The 20,292-nt window shown below is 35.7% G+C and carries 12 protein-coding genes; 7 read left to right on the top strand and 5 right to left on the bottom strand.

Annotated features, from left to right (window positions below; genetic code table 11):
- The first annotated feature begins 118 nt into the window (after nucleotides 1–118).
- The 4 genes from ACFQZ9_RS12030 to ACFQZ9_RS12015 all read left to right on the top strand — a co-directional run bounded on the left by ACFQZ9_RS12030 (nucleotide 119) and on the right by ACFQZ9_RS12015 (nucleotide 10,215).
- The gene (locus ACFQZ9_RS12030; protein WP_498943968.1) at nucleotides 119–1,012 is read left to right on the top strand and encodes an NPCBM/NEW2 domain-containing protein; all 894 of its coding nucleotides are present in this window, start codon (nucleotides 119–121) and stop codon (nucleotides 1,010–1,012) included.
- Between the two features lie 216 nt (nucleotides 1,013–1,228).
- Nucleotides 1,229–1,813, top strand: a complete 585-nt coding sequence (locus tag ACFQZ9_RS12025; protein WP_498943967.1) for a hypothetical protein — start codon at nucleotides 1,229–1,231, stop codon at nucleotides 1,811–1,813.
- A gap of 621 nt (nucleotides 1,814–2,434) precedes the next feature.
- A complete protein-coding gene (locus ACFQZ9_RS12020) occupies nucleotides 2,435–7,651 on the top strand; it encodes an Ig-like domain-containing protein (protein WP_498943966.1) in 5,217 nt (1,738 codons plus the stop codon).
- A 128-nt stretch (nucleotides 7,652–7,779) separates the two neighbouring features.
- Nucleotides 7,780–10,215 carry an Ig-like domain-containing protein gene (locus tag ACFQZ9_RS12015; protein WP_498943965.1) on the top strand — a complete coding sequence of 812 codons (2,436 nt, stop codon included), beginning with the start codon at nucleotides 7,780–7,782 and terminating at the stop codon, nucleotides 10,213–10,215.
- A 338-nt stretch (nucleotides 10,216–10,553) separates the two neighbouring features.
- Here the strand turns inward: ACFQZ9_RS12015 and ACFQZ9_RS12010 are convergent, their stop codons facing one another.
- The gene (locus ACFQZ9_RS12010) at nucleotides 10,554–10,733 is read right to left on the bottom strand and encodes an aspartyl-phosphate phosphatase Spo0E family protein (protein WP_498943964.1); all 180 of its coding nucleotides are present in this window, start codon (nucleotides 10,731–10,733) and stop codon (nucleotides 10,554–10,556) included.
- Between the two features lie 309 nt (nucleotides 10,734–11,042).
- Here ACFQZ9_RS12010 and ACFQZ9_RS12005 point away from each other — a divergent pair, with 309 nt between their 5' ends.
- Nucleotides 11,043–12,335, top strand: a complete 1,293-nt coding sequence (locus ACFQZ9_RS12005) for a protoglobin domain-containing protein (protein ID WP_498943963.1) — start codon at nucleotides 11,043–11,045, stop codon at nucleotides 12,333–12,335.
- 239 nt (nucleotides 12,336–12,574) lie between these two features.
- Here ACFQZ9_RS12005 and ACFQZ9_RS12000 read toward each other — a convergent pair whose 3' ends face one another.
- The 4 genes from ACFQZ9_RS12000 to ACFQZ9_RS11985 all read right to left on the bottom strand — a co-directional run bounded on the left by ACFQZ9_RS12000 (nucleotide 12,575) and on the right by ACFQZ9_RS11985 (nucleotide 18,334).
- A complete protein-coding gene (locus tag ACFQZ9_RS12000; RefSeq protein WP_498943962.1) occupies nucleotides 12,575–15,550 on the bottom strand; it encodes an EAL domain-containing protein in 2,976 nt (991 codons plus the stop codon).
- Between the two features lie 557 nt (nucleotides 15,551–16,107).
- The gene (locus ACFQZ9_RS11995) at nucleotides 16,108–16,779 is read right to left on the bottom strand and encodes a hypothetical protein (RefSeq protein WP_498943961.1); all 672 of its coding nucleotides are present in this window, start codon (nucleotides 16,777–16,779) and stop codon (nucleotides 16,108–16,110) included.
- A 13-nt stretch (nucleotides 16,780–16,792) separates the two neighbouring features.
- Nucleotides 16,793–16,897 (bottom strand): LPXTG cell wall anchor domain-containing protein, encoded by a 105-nt coding sequence (locus ACFQZ9_RS11990; RefSeq protein WP_498943960.1) that lies wholly within the window; start codon nucleotides 16,895–16,897, stop codon nucleotides 16,793–16,795.
- A 717-nt stretch (nucleotides 16,898–17,614) separates the two neighbouring features.
- Nucleotides 17,615–18,334, bottom strand: coding sequence for a hypothetical protein (locus tag ACFQZ9_RS11985; protein WP_498943959.1), 720 nt, complete (start codon nucleotides 18,332–18,334; stop codon nucleotides 17,615–17,617).
- A gap of 284 nt (nucleotides 18,335–18,618) precedes the next feature.
- On the opposite strand from ACFQZ9_RS11985, the gene pgaC reads away from it, so the two are divergent.
- Together pgaC and pgaD are read left to right on the top strand one after the other, a co-directional pair.
- A complete protein-coding gene (pgaC, locus tag ACFQZ9_RS11980; RefSeq protein WP_498943958.1) occupies nucleotides 18,619–19,857 on the top strand; it encodes a poly-beta-1,6-N-acetyl-D-glucosamine synthase in 1,239 nt (412 codons plus the stop codon).
- An 18-nt stretch (nucleotides 19,858–19,875) separates the two neighbouring features.
- Nucleotides 19,876–20,244 carry a poly-beta-1,6-N-acetyl-D-glucosamine biosynthesis protein PgaD gene (gene pgaD / locus ACFQZ9_RS11975; RefSeq protein WP_498943957.1) on the top strand — a complete coding sequence of 123 codons (369 nt, stop codon included), beginning with the start codon at nucleotides 19,876–19,878 and terminating at the stop codon, nucleotides 20,242–20,244.
- Nucleotides 20,245–20,292 lie beyond the last annotated feature (48 nt).

Here is a 20,292-nt window from a genome sequence, read left to right as displayed (position 1 = left end):
TTATCTTTAACGGAAAAACGTATTTAGAAAAAAGTATTCCAGATTCTATTTTGATTGAGATTAACCACTAATGAATATAGTTGCAGAATTTATTGGTTATTTTAAAGGGGGAAGTACAATGGAAAAAATAAAAAGGGCGTCACTCATTACTTTGGTAACCTTTTTAACACTCGGTTTAGCCACACCGACATTCGCTAAGGGGGATACGCTTTCTACACTCAAGAAACAAGTAAGTCATTTAAAATCCACTGTTAAAGGTTTAGAGAAAAAGATTTCAGTCCTAACGAACGATAACAAAAAGTTAACCGCTGAGATTAAAAAGTTGAAGAGCACAAACAGTACTTTAACCAGCGAGAACAAGGCATTGAAGCAAAAAGTACCTACCTTATACTCTGGTAAAGTTTATAGGGACGGTGTCTATTTAGGAACCACTAATTTTATTAAAAGGAATACGATCGATTATGTGGCCGTAAATAGTTTTATTCCGCTCATTACCGAATGGAAGAATCGAAACTTTAAATTGGTAGGCTCTAGTCAAAAAGTGTTAGACCTAGGAGTTGCCCCAACAAAAGAAGGGAAGATTAATTTAACGAACTTAAAACCTTACAATATACATGAGGATCATGATCATACTGTATACTTCCGTAAGGATTTTAACTACTTTACCATAAACAACAAAAGATTTGCTACCGGTATTGCGGCACTATCTTATAATGGAAATATGCCCTATGTAGAGTACAATTTAGATGGGAAATATAAGACCTTGTCTTTTAAAGAAGGTATGATTCCACATGAAATCAATGCTCTAAATGATGGGCTTATAAGCATCTATGGCGATGAAAACAACATTTATGAAGGGGACATGATGTCATATACTGATAATCCACACGATGTAACCATTGATGTTACAAATGTGAAAATTTTAAAAATCCAATTTATGGTTGATATTCATGGTTCTTATAGTATGGGTTATCCCGCAATGGTTGATCCAATGCTGACTCCCATTAAATAGTCTAATATATTAAGGCATCCTTCTAGGATGCCTTTTTTAACAATAAAAGTAATCTATGTCGAATTGTGATACATAGGTGAATTGAAAATTTCTCCTTCTAAAGTCTTAAGAACTAGAAAAAAAAGGTAGAAATTAGGTTTTTGGAGTAGTACAATAGACTTGGTTTTTCCTGTGCTGGAAAAAATATCAGGTAAATATTAAAAGGGGGAGAAGTGAATGAAGAAGTACCTACCAATGGTAATGGCTATTATTTTATTATTTTCTGTAGCATTTTTTGGTTCAACAGCGGAAGCGGCTACGACTAATTCTTATTCTATTAAGGACCAAAAGATGAAGAAAGTAACATTTTACGTAAAAACATTAAAGAAAAAGAAAGAATATGGTTCAACCTATTATTCTTATCAATTGGCAACGAAATATCCGGGAAAAAGCAAAAAAATATTATCAACAAAACTAAAAAGCCAATACTATATTGATGGTGATACGTCTTGTGCGGCTGGATCTGATGATAAAGTTCGTATAAGGACCCAAAAATCCTCGCCAACCATCATTTATTCTGAACGTGATTTTTGCGGGGATATCGCTGTTGTAACAATGTATACCATAAAAAATGGAAACCTCACAAAAGTGAAAAGACCTGCGGATATTTATTTTAATTCAATTAAGTATACAGGGAAAAATAAATTACAAGCCTGGTCTCAATATCGCGACGGAGACAAAACAATCTATAACTTTACGTATAATTCAAAGACCAACTCATTAAAATTAGTAAGTTCAAACACGAAATATATGAACTATTGATACGATTAACCGTAAAATATACAGTTATTATCATAGTAAAGAAGACCGGCTTCAGGAAGAATCCGGTCTACCTCGTTTTTAAACAGCCTCATAATCTGTAATATTTCTTTCTACCACACGAGCTCCCATTGCCTAAACAAGGTCACCACTTCCTGTAGCAAACACTCCTGAGATCACGAATCGAACATCCTCTCTTTTAAATTCTGCCTTGTCCTAGCACGCCCGTTTTTCAGGGGATCATGGAGACCTTCTCTTGTTCGGCGATTTCTTTAATGGAAAGATCGTATAGTACGGTGTACAGCACCCACTTTTTTTGATTTAGGGTCAAGGTGGTGCAGTGAGACATTATGTTTTCTTCCTCTAACGGATGATTGGTGGCGATGTCCTTAACGGTCTTCCAAAAATTCTTCCTTTGGCAAAACACATTAATACCTTTACAATATTGTTTTAGAATATAATAGAAAAGTAGGATTTAATTTACAAAATGTAGTAAAGGATTAGTCAGAAAGACGGTGATTGAGTTTGGGAATAAGGTAACTTTAACAATTTAGGAAAAGAAAAATGTAGTAAGTTTTTAGATTCTTAGTTTTAGTATTTAAATCCATAGTTAGGAGTAGAAGAATGAAGGTAAGTAAGAGAATTATTAGTTTATTTTTATCTATCATAATGTTAGTAACGCTTGTAGCTCAGCCGGCATTAGCTATTGAGGCAAATAATCCTGATACAAAGGACCCAGCAACGGATGTTGCACCGGAAAATTATAAACCGCAGAATACGATTCTTAAAAAATCCAAAATTAAAGCTTATGCTGAATCTGAAGAAACGAAAAAAGTACTACTAATAGAAGACCAGGACCCATGGAATACGACATCGAATCAAGATGTATTATCGCAAATTACCCAGTACGATAAAATAAGTACGGAAGATTTTTTGTCAGTTGATTTAACCAAATATGCAGTGGTTGTTTTTGCGAATGACCAGCCTTTCTCTACATACGAAAATTATAAAAGTTTTAAGAAGCAGCTTGAATCATTTGCAAGTATTGGCGGTGTTATCGTTTTTGGTGCTTGTGATGGCGGCTGGGCAGATAGTTATTTGGCCGAGGATTTACCAGGCGGGGTTAAGAAGGAACTTCAATACGAATACCAAAACTATATTGCTGATTATACACACCCTATTGTTACCGGCAGCCTTATTGACAATAAAATGCTGCAAAACAGCGAACTTGATTGGCATTATGCTAGTCATACAGTCTTTAATGAATCCACATTCCCTGCAGGAACAAAAGTAATTTTACGTGAAACAAGCACAGATAAACCTACTTTAATTGAATACCCATTAGGAAAAGGCAGAGTAATAGCATCCGGTCTTACTTGGGAGCATAATTATGCTTACAGTAATGATCCATCAACATCCTATGCAAAAACAGCTATGGCGGATATGTTTAAATATGCTATTCGTGTAAGTAATATTGATGTAAATGACCTGAAAACACTTGAAGACTATTACTTAAAAAATAACTCACATCATATTATAATCGGTTCAAGAAGTACTTCCCTGCCTATAAAAGGCGCGAAGGTTGTAATTGATGGAAAACAATATATCGCAGATGATAAAGGAGTAGTGAATTATTCGGGCTCCTATGGAGAGAAGACTGTTACAGTATCGGCAGAAGGATATAGAAAGAATCAATTAATCTATAACTTGCAGCCTAAAAATGCTCAACTTGTCTTCCTGGAAAATGACACTAAGGATGGTTTGCCTTATTTCACTATGGTTCGCGATATGGAAAGAACCTATGATTTGCGTATACAAACAGTCAGGTATATTTACGGGGATAAGAAAATGCTTCGGTTAAAGGTGGCTGGTGATTGGGGAGCGAATGGCACCGGCAAATATTATCTCTACCAGGAAGGAGTAAAGGGTGGTGCAGTTGGTAAACAACTGACCAGTACCAATGGTGAGTTTAATTTTGCACCTGGCATTACCCTTAATCCCGACCAACCGGTAAAGTTAAAAATGGTCGCAGGAAATGGCAAGTCTTCTACGCCGATTGCGGTAAATTTGGTCATTGATGAGCCCATTAAGCCTTCCGAAGATCAAGTCGGTTCGGAATTGGAAAATACAACATCCTATAGTATCGCAAAGGAGCAAAAAGGATCTGTTAAAGATGATACAATAACTGCCGTTTTCCCAGGTGACTTTACTCTAAAGGCACCTTCCCTGCCGATTAAAATGAACAAGTCGGTAGATGAGAAGGGCATTGCGACTTATAGACTTGCTATAGGCGTAACAGAAGATAACATGTTAAAAGATGACTCAAAATGGGATACTTATAAAGAAGACGTAGAAAAAGCAAAAAAGAATTTAAATAAATCTATTGATTTTTTAATAAATGAATACGGACCGACCAAAAAGTCATTTCCAATGGAGAAAACATTATGGGATCCAAAGGTTTCTGGGGTAGGTTATGTTGAAATTAAACAGGATAAAAAGGGAAAGATTATTCAAAACACGGGTGGAGTAGTGTTAACCGGCAGTAATAAGTCTGTTTATTCGCGCCAGTTTTTTTATGGACCCGTTCCAATTTATCTTGACCTTTCTGGAGAGGTTGAAATTTCACTTCAAAGTGGTATAGGGTATTCAAACGAAAAGAAAAGTTTGATTAATGATGGAGAGCTTTCAATCACCCCAACGGCAGCATTAGGCGGAGGTCTTGGCATTAGCGGTGTTGCGACAGTAGGTGTAGAGGGGCAAGCTGGCTTAAAAATCGAAATATTCCCTGAACCGAACCCTGGATCGACAGGGACATTTCAGGGCGCGGCATTGATTAAAGCCTACGTTTTATGGGTCTTTGACTATCAATATACTATTGGTAAATTTTCGAAACCACTATGGTCGAAAAGGGAAGAGGAAGCTAATTTATTAGGGGATGACTATAAGCTAAGCGAACCCAAATTGTCTCTAAGTTCTCGTGACTATAATCAGAAGACCACCCAATGGAATACGGGCAGAGCAAAGAAAAATCTATCGATTATTGGGGATCAATCAGCGAGTCTATTAACCTTGCAAGATTGGATTATTCCAAATACAATCCCTCAAATTACTAAAGTAGACGATAAACTTGTGATGCTATTTCAGTCCGATGATAAAACGAGAAAAACCGGCGATAATACCGTTTTGATGTATTCTGTATTTACCAATGGGGTTTGGAGTGAACCGAAGCCAGTTTGGGAAAGCGATACCGCGGATTTTTTTGCAAAACCGTTTGTGTACAATAACGAGCTATATGTTCTGTGGCAAAAAGCAAAAGCAAAGGTTACCAAAACAGATGTGAATGACATGCTTAAAGAGGTGTCTGCCAATAGTGAAATTTCCTTTGCAAAATGGAATAAGAACACCCAGAAATTCGAAAGTCAACGGTTTATAACCAAAAACAACATACTTGATATGTATCCAACCATTGCTTCCAATGGAAAAGAAGTTTCGGCTGTTTGGGTAAGTAATAGTGCCAATGATCCTCTTGGCAAGTCTGGAACCTACTCAGTCATGAAAAGTACCCTGACTAATGGAGTTTGGTCAGCTCCAAAGGCTGTATACCAAACAAAACAATATATCACTGAGCTTGCTGCGGGTTACGTCAACAATTCTCTCAGTATTGCCTATGGCATAAAGGCTGAAGAAGGCAAGCCTAATATTTATCTTGTAATAGATGGTTCAGCAAAGGCGATTTCAGGAAATAATCATGCCGAGGCATTAAAATTCGGGGAAAACAATTTCTATTGGCAGTCAAATGGAAGTGTAATGGAATATGCAGTAAGTAAGGGCTCATTAAGCACCTTAACTGCAGGCGATAAAAGTGTAGTCACCTCATCTTATAAATTTGTTAAGAATAATAGCAAGACTGCTCTCGTTTGGTCTGCAGCCGATGATGAAGGTTCTCATATTTATGCCTCTATAAAAACGGATAAAGGTTGGAGCAGCCCGATTTCATTGTTCATAAGTGAGGACGCGATACAGTTTATGGACGTTGAACTCATGAACAATGGCGAGTGGAAGGTAATCGCAAACATACTTCAAAAAGTTGGGGACGATTCCAAGAACTCACTAGTTTTTGTAAATGTCAATACAAAAACAGATGTGGAATTAAACTATGCAATTGCTGATGATTCTAAAAAGTCTGGTAACCTTCTGCCTGTCAACTATGGTGTCACAAATCTTGGCGAAAATGATGTTAAGAAGCTTAACGTAAAAATATATACAGACAAAAATGTTTACTTTACTAAAACCGTACCATGTAATATTAAACCTGGTGAAACCTGGAACTTTATCGAAAAAGTCGATGTCTCCAAGGTAGCATCTGAAACCGATGCGACAGTCAGCGTTCTTTCAGACGATGAAAGTGACATCACAAACAATACCGATCATCTTACATTGGGTAAAGTAGATGTTTCTCTTTCACTTTCTCAATACAAGGTCGACAATAAATTAATTGTTGTTGCCAACGTTTCCAATAAGTCAGATATCCCTGCCAATACTGCCATAAGCGTAATTGAAGGTGCAGAAGACGGTATCGTCCTGGATGTCAAGAACATAGGTGAATTGTCTAAAACCTCGGATTACAGATATATGTATTCAATTGATTTGGATAAGGTAGATTTTGCTGGTGCTAACAGTAAGACCTACCGCATTAAAGTACAAACTAAGGAAGCTGATATCAACAATTTTGACAATTCAGATGTTTTGGTCGTTTATAATGAAAAGGTAAAAGAGATAAGTGACAAACCGCCAGTAAATGTCAATATCGTTAATGCGACTGGAGTTTCCGTTGCACCTAAAAAGGTGACTTTACTAAAAGACTATGCAAAACAATCGAGCATCCAGCTGAATGCGGAAATTAAACCAAAAAATGCAACTTATAAAGGATTAACCTGGAGTTCAAGTAATACGAAGGTCGCGGCCGTAGATGGAAAGGGTAAAGTAACAGCAGTAGGAAAGGGAACGGCAACCATTACTGCCACTACTCTTGATGGAGGGTACCGTGCAACTTGTGCCGTAACTGTAACCACGGCAATACATGTAACAAAGGTAAGTATGAATAAGACCAGCACCACCCTGGCTGTTGGAGCAACAGAGACTTTAAAAGCGACAGTGGCTCCTATGAATGCTACCAATAAAGAATTAAAGTGGAGTTCTAGCAATGCAAAAGTAGCAACTGTGAGTTCGAAAGGGGTAGTGACGGCGAAGGGAGCGGGAACAGCGACCATTACTGTCACTAGCGTTGATGGATCACATAAGGCTACCTGCATGGTAAAGGTAAATAAGGTAGTCAAGGTTAAGGGAATAAAACTGAATAAGACGAAAACGACCTTATATGTAAGGGCGAAGCAAACCCTTAAAGCAACAATAACGCCTTCAAATGCTACTAATAAAGGGGTAACCTGGACCTCAAGCAACACCAAAGTGGCAACTGTAAGCACTAAGGGAGTCGTAATAGCAAAAGGAAAGGGAACCGCAATGATTACAGTAAAAACTAAAGATGGTTCCTATAAGTCTACATGTAAGGTAACGGTAAAAGTACACCCAGTAAAAGGGGTAAAATTAAATAAGAAGAGTTTAAGCTTAAAGGTACGCGGGAAAAGCACGTTAAAAGCAACCATAACACCGTCAAACGCTACGAACAAAGGAGTCACCTGGAGCTCTAGCAATAAAAAGGTAGCAACCGTAAGTAAAAGCGGTGTGGTGACGGCTAAAGGGAAAGGAACCGCAACTATCACTGTAAAAACCAAAGATGGGTCGTATAAAGCAAAGTGTAAGGTTACGGTGAAGAAAAAATAGCCACAAAAAACGAGGAGGGGAGTTTTGGTTTCCCCCTCTTTTTTTGAAGGGACGGGGGGACAGGTACCTTGTCCTAAAAATCGGACAAGGAAACCGCCCCCATTTCTATTGAAAGGGAGCGGTATTTTTTGCGTAGGTTGGTAGTTTTTTTGCTTGCATTGCAGCTATTCTTTTTACCTGGGGCGGTTAATGCCGAAGATAGGCAGTCCAATCAGCCCTATAATGATATGAGGTTGGGAATCTCAAAGTCTTATTCTAATTCAACGGATATGGACGTTCCTGTTCTTAAGGTAGCTGATCCTTATTATTCAGGCAGTAATCCAGCGAACACCTCGTATGCTGTTATTAGCAATGAATCTACTGATGGGGATTCGGAGCAGCCGACAGGAACGATCAATTTTAAAAGTATGAAGAAGTCTATGGATAAAAGTGCGAAACCGGGTATGATGTATAAAATAGATGCGAACAAGCCGTTTGATCTCAAAGATTATAAAGGGAAGTTTTTTAGTAAAAATACCAAGTCTTTTGTAAAATCGTACAATATAGGGGATTTTAAAAATTTCTGGGTATCCAACCTAAATACAGACACAGACTATGAAATTAGTGCCAGATTAGCCTATAGTGGTACAAAAGCAAATGTTTGGGTCAACGACAATCAAATTAGCGATGAGGATGCTGTAAAATTAGGAAAAGAGTTTGATAGTAAAATTTATTCAGTTGTTACGAGTAACTTTGGAGAACCATCTGATGTAGACGGTGATGGAAAGATAAATATTTTAACCTACGACATACAGGATGGATTTACAGGAAGCGGCAGTTATGTAGGTGGGTATTTTTGGCCAGGGGATCTATATAATGATTCCCATTCCAATCGATCAGAAATCTTTTATATTGATACGTACCCAACCATGGGTAGCAGCGAGAAGGATGTAACAAAAGCATATGAAACATTAGCCCACGAGTTTCAGCATATGGTGAATTTCAATCAGAATGTGATGATGGAGGGTTCCAACGAAATGAATCCATGGCTCAATGAAGGCTTGTCCATGGCTGCGGAACAAATTTATGCTGGGGTGGGACTTCAGAATCGTATAGATTACTATAATCAGTCTACTTCCATACAAAACGGGCATTCTCTTTTATATTGGGAGGATTATGGTGACATATTATCCAATTATGCTTTGTCCTATTTATTTGTTCAATATGTTAAAATTCAAGCAAATCAAGGGAATCGTATTTTTAGAGAAATATTAACAGATTCGAAGAACAATTATCAAGCGATAGAAAACGTTGCTAAAAAATATATCAGTCCCGATATGACCTTTGGGAAGTTAATGACCGATTTCAGAATTGCTCTTCTTCTAAAAGAACCAACCGGCTTATATGGATTTAAAGGGAACCCATTCTTTGATTCCCTTCAAAAGAAGATATTTACAGGCAGTTCAGCATATTTGCACGGCGGGGGGGCTGTTGTTACAGCTTATGACCAGGTAAAGGGTTGGACAGCGCCCGCTGGCAAAGGACAAGATGTGACGTATACTCTCTTAGATATGTCTGGGGCCGGGGATGTGGATAAGACTGCTCCAGCCACTCCGGATGTTAAGAAGATTGCGGATCGAGATACGAATATCACCGGAACTGCCGAACCCAGTGCAACCGTATATGCAAGAGCGGGAAAAAATGAAATTGGAAGAACTGTCAGCACCCCTTCAGGAGCCTTTACAATGGCGATTCCAAAACAAAAGGCAGGAATGATTGTGAATGTCTATGCCGAGGATGCTGCAGGAAATGTGAGTAAGGCGGCAGTTGTTAAAGTCGTAGATAAAACTGCCCCTTCGTTCACTGTAAATGCGGTTTCCAACAAATCCAAAGAAGTAATAGGAAAAACTGAGGCTGGGGCAACCATAACGATTGTAATCGGGTCGGCAAAGCACGTTGCAGCCGCTGACTCGAAAGGTAATTTTAAAAAGGGAATACCGTTGCAGAAAGCTGGTGTGAAATTAGCCATAACGGCTAGGGATACCGCAGGCAATGTAAGTGGAATCAAGACGATTACGGTCCTTGATCAAATTGCACCCGCATCTCCAACTGTGAACAAAGTTTCAAACAAAACAAGGACCCTATCGGGAAAAACAGAAGCCAAAGCGACTATTACGGTGACGATTGGAAAGAAACAATACACTGTTAAAGCCAATGCTAAAGGCAACTTTAAAGTAACCATTCCTCTTCAAAAAGCGGGTGCAAAGTTAACAGTGGCAGCTCAGGATGCTGCAGGAAATATTAGTGCTGCTAAGAAGATGACGGTTGTAGATAAAATACCTCCAGCCGCAACAAAGGTTAAAACGGTTGTGAAAAGCAATACAAAAGTGGTAATTGGCACTGCAGAGGCCCATTCTACCGTCACCATAAAAGTTAAAAATAAGGTGGTGGGCAAAGCTAACACTAACTCCAAAGGCAAATTTAGCGTGAAAATTAAATTACAAAAGAAAAATACCTTACTAAGCGTGACTGCTTCGGACAAAGCAAAGAATGTTAGTAAAGCAACAACGATTAAAGTAAAATAGGTTTAGTCCATTCACTTAATATTCACTCTTCAGGAAACAAGAGTAAAAATAGAAGTGTAAAATATACTAGAAAATGTTGTTTAAAAGGGATAGTCGTTTGGACTATTCCTTTTTCTTATAGATTAAGGGCGTATTGATGACCAAATAAAAGTTTTAAGATTCAGAACAGTGATGAATCCTCTCCTCCGACTCGACAGGAAGGACATTTTTTTGATTTTAAAAAGAATAATGTCCTATAGGCAGCTTTTTACATGTTTTTGAATTAAAAGATGATAAAAATCCTTCTTGAAATATTGTAAGCAAAAAAAGCCAGGAACTCCTGACTAAATCTTTTCACTTCAAGAAACCTTTTTTTTATTAGAATAATGCTTCATATATAGATTCAGTAATTTATCTAACTCTTGGCTGCATCTTAATGTTTCATAGCTATTAATACCCGTTCCATTGGCAAGGTTAATCATTTTCTTTTTCAATAAATCTATTTGGTTTAACAGTAATAACTCAAAATTTTTATACATGATAGGTAAATGCTCCTAGTAAAAATTATTTATAAAAAAACGCTCAAAAGCTATTATAGGAAAGATTTTTAAGATTAAAAATAGATTCGACAAAATTTGTCAAAAAAAGACAACTTCCTCATATATAGCTTAATACAAATTCCTAGCGATTCATCACTTGTTCCTTGATTCACACTGGAATGCCTTAAAAATAGATGAAACTTAAAAAATTCAAAAGATTGTCAAATTTTGTTGGGGTGAAGTGCCTAGTTCTATGATTAAATAGTATAATATACCCATATAAACATCGTGTAGATAGGGGGAACATTCATGTTTTTTTTAAAGTTAAAGCAAGACGATTCAAAGCTTAACTTACGAGGCTCGAATGGGGTTATAAATATCTCCAAGGGCAGTGTGGTGGAAAAACAATTAGAAATGATCGGTCTAACCAAAATAGATTTACAGGTGATCCATACTTTACAGCCATATGTAAAAGAAAATATCAATCGCATCGTTGATCAATTTTATAAAAATCTGGAGAATGAACCTTCTTTGTTAAAAATTATTAATGATAACAGTTCCATTGACAGACTGAAAAAGACGTTAATGCGACATATAGTAGAAATGTTTGAAGGGATAGTGGATGAATCTTATTTAGAAAAAAGGATTAAAATCGCGCAAATTCACGTTCGAATCGGTCTTCAGACAAAATGGTATATGTGTGCCTTTCAAGATCTCCTTTTGTCCCTTATGAATATTATTGAAGAAAGTATTTTTCAAAAAGATGATTGCCTACGTGCGATAAGGGCAGTAACGAAAATCCTAAACTTGGAGCAACAATTAGTTCTAGAAGCATATGATGCTGAAACAGAAAGGTTAAAAGAATCAGTAGAGGAGCAAAAAAAATCAGTTCGAGAAAACGTAGCGAGTGCAACTCGAAATCTGGCTGTTATTTCTGAACAAACCAATCATTCATTTCAACAATTGATTTCACAATCTAATGAAATTGTTACGCTGGCCAATAATGGAACTGAATTATCCCTACTTGCCAGGAGACGAGCTGAAAATGGAAAAGAACAAATAGGTAAACAGACGATAACCATGTCAAATATACATAGATCAATAATCGAAATATCTAACGATTCTAAAGTATTGTTGGGGCTATTGAGCCAAATGCAAAAGATTGTTGATATTGTAACTGGCATCTCCGACCAAACCAATTTGCTTTCTTTAAATGCGGCTATTGAGGCGGCGAGAGCAGGAGAATATGGAAGGGGATTTTCTGTAGTGGCAGGGGAAGTTCGTAAATTGTCAGAGCAAACGAAGGATTCTGTATCAAATGTATCTTCATTGATCCTAAACACGAATGTACAAGTAGAAAAACTTACAAATTCACTCGAAAACATTAATGCCGAAGTGAAAAATGGTGATATTAATATGAAAACAACTGAAAATGATTTTGAACAAATTTTAAATACGATGGAAAATACCATGGTTCAAAACAATAAGATACATAATGAACTCATTTCGATTGTAAATGTAGTCAATGAATTGGGAGGGGCTTTTGAAGAGATTGCTCTTTCAGCAGATAAACTTTCTTTTATTACACAAGAACTGGACTAGGTTTTTAAAATACTACAAACATATTATTGCTCATTTACAAAACTTCATGAAAGGACTTAAAGAGTCGAAGCAAATGAAAAACCCCCTAGGGTTGGTGTCTAGTCAACATCCATTATACCATTTAGGGGGGCATGTTAAGAAAACCGTACAGTTTTCCTCTCTATTAATAAAAATCTGATCAGAAATATGGGGACTTTTTCACTGGTATCGGACGCTTCCTATGGAATTCGACTTTTTTATTATTCACCCAAAGAAAGCGGCAACCTAACTTTTACCGTTGTCCCCTGATTTTCAATACTTTCGAATGTAATTTTGCCTTTATGCTGTCTGATAATCCTCATACATAACATTAAACCTAACCCCATTCCTTTTTCCTTGGAACTAAAGAAGGGTTCTCCAAGTCTCTTTAAACGTTCGTTGCTTATTCCGACACCGTTATCACGAACCTGAATCAGTAGATTTTCCTGATCTTCCATGAGAACAGTGATTTGTATGCATTCTTTTCTATTAACATCAAAAGCTTCCATACTATTTTTACAAAGATTGATTAAAACTTGTTTTATTTGATTTGCGTCGCACATGATGGGGGGAAGGTCCGGTTCTATATCTATGTGAAATTCAATCCCTTTCAGATGTGCTTCAGATTCTAGTAATGTTTCTACCTCTTTTATCAGGGTAGAGATTTTTATATGATTCAGTTGAATTTCTTGTGGTTTTGCCAGGGAAAGAAACTCTTTGATAATATCCTCAATCCGATTAAATTCCGACAGAATCACGTTATAGTGTTCTTTTTTTAAGGGACCCTCTTGGAATAGTTGAATAAACCCTTTTAAAGATGTAAGAGGATTTCTTATTTCATGTGCAACTCCAGCAGCTAACTCGCCAACTAATGATAATTTCTCTGAATTCCATAAACGTTCTTCTGCTAATCTTTTCTCCGTAACATCTTTTCCGACTACCATAATATGCTCTACTTCGCCATTATCACCCATCACTGGTGTCGCCACTAATTCGAATAGTTTCCATTCTCCATTGGCATGTAATAAGCGAACATCCACCTTGGAAATGGATATAGTCCTGATAATTTCTTCAAATTGCATCATGATCACGGGAATATCTTCTGGGTGAATCAGGTGAAGGGTAGTGTTCCCTTCAAAATACTCCGGAGAATAACCTAATACGGTTGAATGCGACGGTGATGCATAGATACCGTTTCCATTAATGTCAAACAAAATAAGTAAGTCCGACATGTTTTCGGCAATCAAACGGTATTTATTTTCACTTTCAAGTAGAGCTTTTTCTGTATTCTTTCGGTCCGTTATATTGATACAGGAACCAATTACCTCCACTACTTCACCGCCACGTTTAATCGGGCTTAAGGCAGCAAGATAGTAAATTCCATTCACCTCTGTTTCATAGGAAACGTGTTCTTCTCCATTCCATGCCCGTTCGTAACATAATTGCTTTTCTTTGGCAATCTTTTCAGGTATAAATTCTATTAATTGTTTACCGACCACTAGACTTGGAATAAGGCCTAAACGATACAATAATTCACCATCACATAAGGTGTGAATAAAATTCCCGTTTATTTTTTTAAATTTAAAGATCATTCCCTGTTGTAAGCGGATGGTTTCATTTAATTCCTTTTTAGCTTGACGCACTAATTCTTCGGACCATTTACGTTCATTCGTATCTTGAGGGATTCCAAAATCCTTCACGATTTTTTCAATTTCAAAAAGGGAATCCTCTAATTCCTTTGCTGGTAATGGGCGAGTGAAGAGAAATCCTTGTCCCTCATCACAAAGATGTTGTTGTAAAAAGATTAGTTGTTCTTTTGTTTCAATTCCTTCCGCCACCACACTCAAATTTAAATTATGAGCCATTGAAATGATGGTTTTTACTATCGTTTCATCATTGGGGTTATTTTGCAGTTTCCGAACAAAGGATTGATCAACCTTTAATGTATCAACTGGGAATTTTTGTAAATAATTCAAAGAACTAAAGCCCGTTCCAAAATCGTCAATGCTAATATGGACTCCAAGCTTTTTTAGTTTTTGTAAAGTTGTAATTGTGCGTTCGATATTCGCAGTCATACTTTCTGTAATTTCTAATTCTAAATATTTAGGGTCCAATTTCGTATTATGTAGAATTTTAGCTACGATTTCATCCAAATTTGATTGAGTAAACTGTTTGGCTGATAGATTGACAGATACCGTTGTAAAAAATCCTTTCTGTTGCCATTCTTTATTTTGTTTACATGCGGTATAAAGTGCCCACTCCCCAATTGGAATAATTAACCCCGTTTCTTCTGCAACCGGAATAAAGGTTCCAGGTGAGACCATTCCCAGTTCTGGATGGTTCCAACGGATTAAAGCCTCAACTCCCACTATTTTCCCTGTTTTTAAACTTACTTTCGGTTGATAGTGAAGGATTAATTCCTCTCGTTTGATTGCTTTATGAAGGTACATTTCGATTTTCAAAGGATTAATATCTGATTCCTGGTTATTCAAGGAATAAAATTTAAAATTATTTTTTCCTTCCTTTTTTGCTTGGTACATGGCAAAATCAGCATGTTGTATTAAGGTATCAACAGTCTCGCCATCTTCCGGGAATAAACTAATTCCGATGCTTGGAGAAGTAAAAATATCATAAGTTTGAATTTTAAATGGAGAAGAAAGAACTTCTAGTATTCTTCTACTAACCATAGAAGCCGCGTCTCGATCCGCATTATATAAAATGACAATAAACTCATCTCCGCCATGTCTGAAGACGACGTCTTTATCATCTAATACGGACTTCACACGAACAGCTACTTCCTTTAATAATTGGTCACCTGTATTATGACCAAGGGTATCATTGATGACTTTGAATCGATCAAGATCCATAAATATTACGGCAATATTTTGTCTCTTTTCTGCCGCCATGATCAATTTATTTGGGAGGCTTGAATTTAACTTATTTCGGTTTGGCAGGCCAGTTAAATAATCATGATAGGCCATATGCTTATAATTTTTATCATTTAAGTCATATGAAAGAACACTGTCGGTATAATGTTTAAAAAGCGATTTATACTGTTGATCGATTAATTCTAATTGTTCAAGTAGTTCTTTCTTTTCTGGAATCTCCGGTATGTGATCTATGATTAAACGATATTGTTGCTCATTTAATTTCAATTTTTCTAGCACTTCTTTTTGTTCAAGTATGTCTTTGACCATCAACATAACTCCTAAACATCATATTTAAATTTCTATATCAAACGCTCATATTTCAAGTCTATGGTTAAGGTACTATTAATAGATTAAAGTCTCTTGCAGCGTAATGGGTGACCAATTTCAGCTTACCCTTTTCCCGAACTATAACTTTATTTATTATAAACTGTTTTTCAAAAAATTGATGAAACTTTCATTGAAAAAACTAGTAACCTGAATATAAGCTTACAATAGAAGATTCTTTGATTTTAGGTAGAATGTTAGAAGAGGTAGTGTATATACGATTTCGGAAGATATAAAAAGGGGCTTACTTGGGTGAAATGAACTTAGCTTTGTGATTAAGGGGGCGTTCAAAATTAAAGCAGAAGGCTCAATCACCTTCTGCTTTTAATTTTTGGGTAATTTGTAATTACTAAAACTTGAAGAGTAATTCAGGCACTTTTTAATCTAATTGTAGTCAAAAAGTGATTCAGGGAAACGAGAGGATATACCTCTTTCAATAATAAAGGGACTGGTAAATGTAGAGATTACACTTTCGTATCTGAATAAATGCCTTTTCATTTTTAAAACTTTAGTGACATTTTAATATCATAAGAATAAATGGTACCTATACCTTGCACAAATATCACATAGGAAAAAGTACCTCTTCCGTAAGCTTTTCCACCAGTTTTGGTAGAATTTAAGCTAGCATAGGCATTTTTTTCATCCCAAGCAAATCCTAATGTAATTCCTGTAAGGGTTGTCCATACATCCGTATTAGTAACTTTCCCTTTGGAATTACGGTTTACATCTGCATATAGATTTAACTTTGATGCTGCATGCCACTCACTGTATTTATAAGTTTTTACTGCTGCATCGGCTGTTCTTATACCAAGCAGGGATGCTAAAAACTGATTATTTTCTGATTCGTCTTCACTAATTTCAATTTCAGTAGGTTTACTAGTATCTTCTAAAAATCGCTTAAATTCCTTGACACTATCAAAATTAATAACTGGTGTATTAGCAGGTAACTCTTTTGTTAATGGTTCTAGATTATATTCTTCAAATAAATATTCAATTTGTTTTTCTTCTTTTTTAGTTGCAACTTCATTTTCGGCTTTAGCTTCTGTCATCACATCATAATCTGCGTCAGTAATTCCATCTAAAATATCTGATTCTTCTGCTTTAAATGGTGCTACTATTGATAAAAACATTAGGCCAAAAATGATACTAAATGAGATAAAATATTTTTTCATGTAATATAACCCTCTACTTTTTTTTAGAAATTTTTCTTTTTTTAATTACAAAAGCAATTAAACTAATAATTGCTATAAGCCCTGCAAAATTAAGAATCTGCCATAAAATATCGCCCATTTGACTACTCCTTTTCCAATTAGTATATATTTCCTTGGATAATTTTACATAATCTTGCTCTCTTTTTCAATTAGAATATTTATTTTTATGGGGAAAAATACCTGATTGATTAGGTTGTTTTCACTATTGATCCAATCGGTCGGAGGGGTGAAAGCAAATAATTAGAATAGGAGTTGGGGTTTACCAAGTGGATATGCAACTCAATAAGGAAATCTGCAACAAAAAGCTATGTAATAAAGGGAAGGAGCCTAGGCGCCTTCCCTCTTGATTAATTCACGTTAGTGGTGCATTCAGCTTTATCCTATGTCTATTATATAGGGAGTTTCTCCTATTTGAAGTGAATATTTTTACAATTTTCAAATTATTATTGAATAACATTAAACTTTTTTATTAACTTTAATTTAATGGTTATGTAATCATTCTTAATTGAACTGTAATGGCTCGATAATGTTGTTCCTTTATGATTAGCTGTATAAGATTTAAACAGCTAAGGAGTAATCGTACATGAAGAAATTACTTAGGATTCTTTGTAGGTTCCGAAAATATCATAAATACGACTATTATACAGATGAGTGTAAAACTTGTGGAAAGCAAAGAAGAATATCTTAAAATTACCCGGATGTGTTAGGCGCACCCGGGTTTTTTCAAGATAAAAAGACCACCTCAATGATGGTCTTTTCTATTGTATGAATCAAATAGTGATTTTCCGAAAATTACTTATCTCTCTATCCTTTTTGACTTATCATACATTTTGTTCGTTGTTTTATCTAAAGAGATATTCAGTGAATCTAAAACTCGTATGATAAAAGAGAATATTGGGATAGAAAACTTATAAATGATGACAAAGATAAAACTAAATAACGAAGTAATAAAACGAATTACGCTACTAGAGAATATCCATATAATTTTAGATAATAGTTCTACAAAAATCAGTACTATTTTAATTAAACCACTAAAAGGAAACGAAGGAATGTTCGTTCTGACTTTTTCTGAATACTGAAATAGTCCCGGAAATAACTCAGGGAAAAACTTATCTACAAATCCAGTTATAGAAAAAACAACAAAATAGTTACTCATTAAATTGGTTGCTTGAGCATTTTGTAAAAAATACACGTGATCTTGTATTTGTGGACCTATAAAGCCTAAAGAAGAAAGAAGTTCTAATAGCCCACTAAAAAGCGCGAATAACGTCAAAAATAAAAGAATCCTGCATTTATAAATGAGCCATCCCAATCCAATCAAAACAGCTACTCTTGATGCAATACCCCATTCACCTATTGAACTTTTAACATCGTGCAAAGGGTTGGATTGACCCTTTTGTTCACTTCTATATTTGAGTCTACTAATAGTTTCTAAGGAATGTCCACATTTTCTGCAATTAAGTTCTACTATTTGATTTGAATATTGACAATTCGAACAGATAATTCCTTTTTCCATTTTCTTACCTCATTATGTCAAAATAGCATTAGGAGTCATTAATAGGTATATTATACAATAAAATGATAATATTGTTAGTGCATTTTACCTAATTTTTTAAATATATAATAAAATTTTCCTATTTACTTTATTGTGAGAAGATTATCAATTTTTGAGACAATACAGCCAAATTTGGTTATATGATAAAAGTCTTCATTATAAAATAAAACGATTGCTATTATAATCCCTAAACAGTAATATCTTCTTAAGGATTTTTTACTTTTTTAAATAGGGCGTGTTCGAATTTGAAAAATATTCTTGTCCTTTTTCTATTTTATTATCCGTTGGTCATGGGGATTATATGGATCATTGGTAGTTTAATCTATTACACCAAGAAGGAAAAAAATAATAACTTTCCTGAGTTTAGTAGGGAAGAATTACCCTTTGTCTCCTTATTAATTCCTGCCTATAATGAGGAACAAACCATTGAAGATACGGTAAGCTATGCTTCAAAACTAAATTATCCCGATTATGAAATCATTGTAATCAATGATGGAAGCAAGGATCGAACGCTTGAAATCTTAAAATCAATCGTAGATTCCTATCCAAAATTACGAATCGTAAATGTTGTGGGCAATAAAGGAAAAGCGAACGCTTTAAAGCAAGGTGTTTTAGCTTCAAGAGGAGAATTTATTGCAACAATTGATAGCGACGCCATTCTTGATCCGGATGCGCTTAACTATGTGATTCCCCATTTTATTACTCCTCACAATGGAGAGCGGGTCGGAGCCGTAACAGGAAATCCAAGAATAAGGAATCGGACGAGCTTGCTTTCTAAGATTCAAATTGTTGAATATTCCAGTATTATTGGGTTAATTAAAAGGACTCAGAGAGTGCTGGGGAAAGTCATGACGGTATCTGGAGTTTTTGTGGTCTTCCGCAAAAAAGCCTTATTAGATGCGGGGATGTGGGATACCGACTTAATCACCGACGACATTGGTGTAACCTGGAAGTTACAAAGGGATTTTTGGGATATTCGTTACGAACCTAAAGCTCTATGTTGGATGTTAGTCCCTGAATCGATTAAAGGAATTTGGAAGCAGCGGTTAAGATGGACACAAGGTGGAATTGAAGTTATCTTACGTCATCGAGACATATTCCGAGATTGGAGACAAAGAAGGCTATTTCCTGTTTATTTTGAACAGGTGCTAAGTGTCTTGTGGGCAATTTGCTGGTTTATTTCAACACTCATTTTTTTCTATCAATTGATTTTTCTTCATCAATATATCATGCCTACCATGTGGATAGGGAATTATCTTTCTATTATCTGTTTACTGCAATTTTTTGTGGCTCTTTATATCGAAAGAAATTATGAAAAAGGGATCTTGAAATTTCTATTATGGGGGATTTGGTATCCTATTGTTTACTGGCATATCAATGCTTTATTAGTCATCATGGCCTTACCTAAAGGATTGATGATTTTAAAGAAAAATAAAAAGCAATTTGCCACTTGGGAAAGCCCGGACCGAGGACTCCATTTATAAAACGCCAGGGAGAAACGGATGATTATTACCATAAAAAAATCAAAGTTCAGAAAAATTTTAGATTTTCTTTTTACTCTTTTGGGTTGGATCTTTCTTTTTTTATTCCTTTATAATTTTATCACTCATCTCAATAGTAAATTGAATTTAAGGTTTTATTTCTTAAATTTATCGAATGCTGATGCCATTGTAATCTTTACTTTTTTATTAATATTGATGAGTGCTGCGGTATTAGGATTCTGGAGTTTCTATAATAAACGTAAATATGGTGCTCTAAGAAGAAGGAGTTTCCCAGAGCCTGTAAATGATAAAGAGATAGCTGAATATTTTCAAAAGACGGAGACGGAGTTAAAGCTTCTCCAAAATGATAAGTATGTTGAAATTAAATAATTTATAAGAAAACGTTGTAGAACGGTTGTCGAGAGATGATCCTTTTTC

The sequence above is a fragment of the Neobacillus sp. GCM10027624 genome, assembly GCF_042675345.1.
Lineage (GTDB): Bacteria > Bacillota > Bacilli > Bacillales > Cytobacillaceae > Neobacillus > Neobacillus cucumis_D.
This window is presented reverse-complemented; position numbering and strand designations above follow the sequence as displayed.

What these genes read in the sequence shown, in the direction of transcription:
- ACFQZ9_RS12030 (WP_498943968.1), top strand. Translation starts at nt 119, where the DNA reads ATGGAAAAAATAAAAAGGGCGTCACTCATTACTTTGGTAACCTTTTTA.
- ACFQZ9_RS12025 (WP_498943967.1), top strand. Translation starts at nt 1,229, where the DNA reads ATGAAGAAGTACCTACCAATGGTAATGGCTATTATTTTATTATTTTCT.
- ACFQZ9_RS12020 (WP_498943966.1), top strand. Translation starts at nt 2,435, where the DNA reads ATGAAGGTAAGTAAGAGAATTATTAGTTTATTTTTATCTATCATAATG.
- ACFQZ9_RS12010 (WP_498943964.1), bottom strand. Translation starts at nt 10,733, where the DNA reads ATGTATAAAAATTTTGAGTTATTACTGTTAAACCAAATAGATTTATTG.
- ACFQZ9_RS12005 (WP_498943963.1), top strand. Translation starts at nt 11,043, where the DNA reads ATGTTTTTTTTAAAGTTAAAGCAAGACGATTCAAAGCTTAACTTACGA.
- ACFQZ9_RS12000 (WP_498943962.1), bottom strand. Translation starts at nt 15,550, where the DNA reads ATGGTCAAAGACATACTTGAACAAAAAGAAGTGCTAGAAAAATTGAAA.
- ACFQZ9_RS11995 (WP_498943961.1), bottom strand. Translation starts at nt 16,779, where the DNA reads ATGAAAAAATATTTTATCTCATTTAGTATCATTTTTGGCCTAATGTTT.
- ACFQZ9_RS11990 (WP_498943960.1), bottom strand. Translation starts at nt 16,897, where the DNA reads ATGGGCGATATTTTATGGCAGATTCTTAATTTTGCAGGGCTTATAGCA.
- ACFQZ9_RS11985 (WP_498943959.1), bottom strand. Translation starts at nt 18,334, where the DNA reads ATGGAAAAAGGAATTATCTGTTCGAATTGTCAATATTCAAATCAAATA.
- pgaD (WP_498943957.1), top strand. Translation starts at nt 19,876, where the DNA reads ATGATTATTACCATAAAAAAATCAAAGTTCAGAAAAATTTTAGATTTT.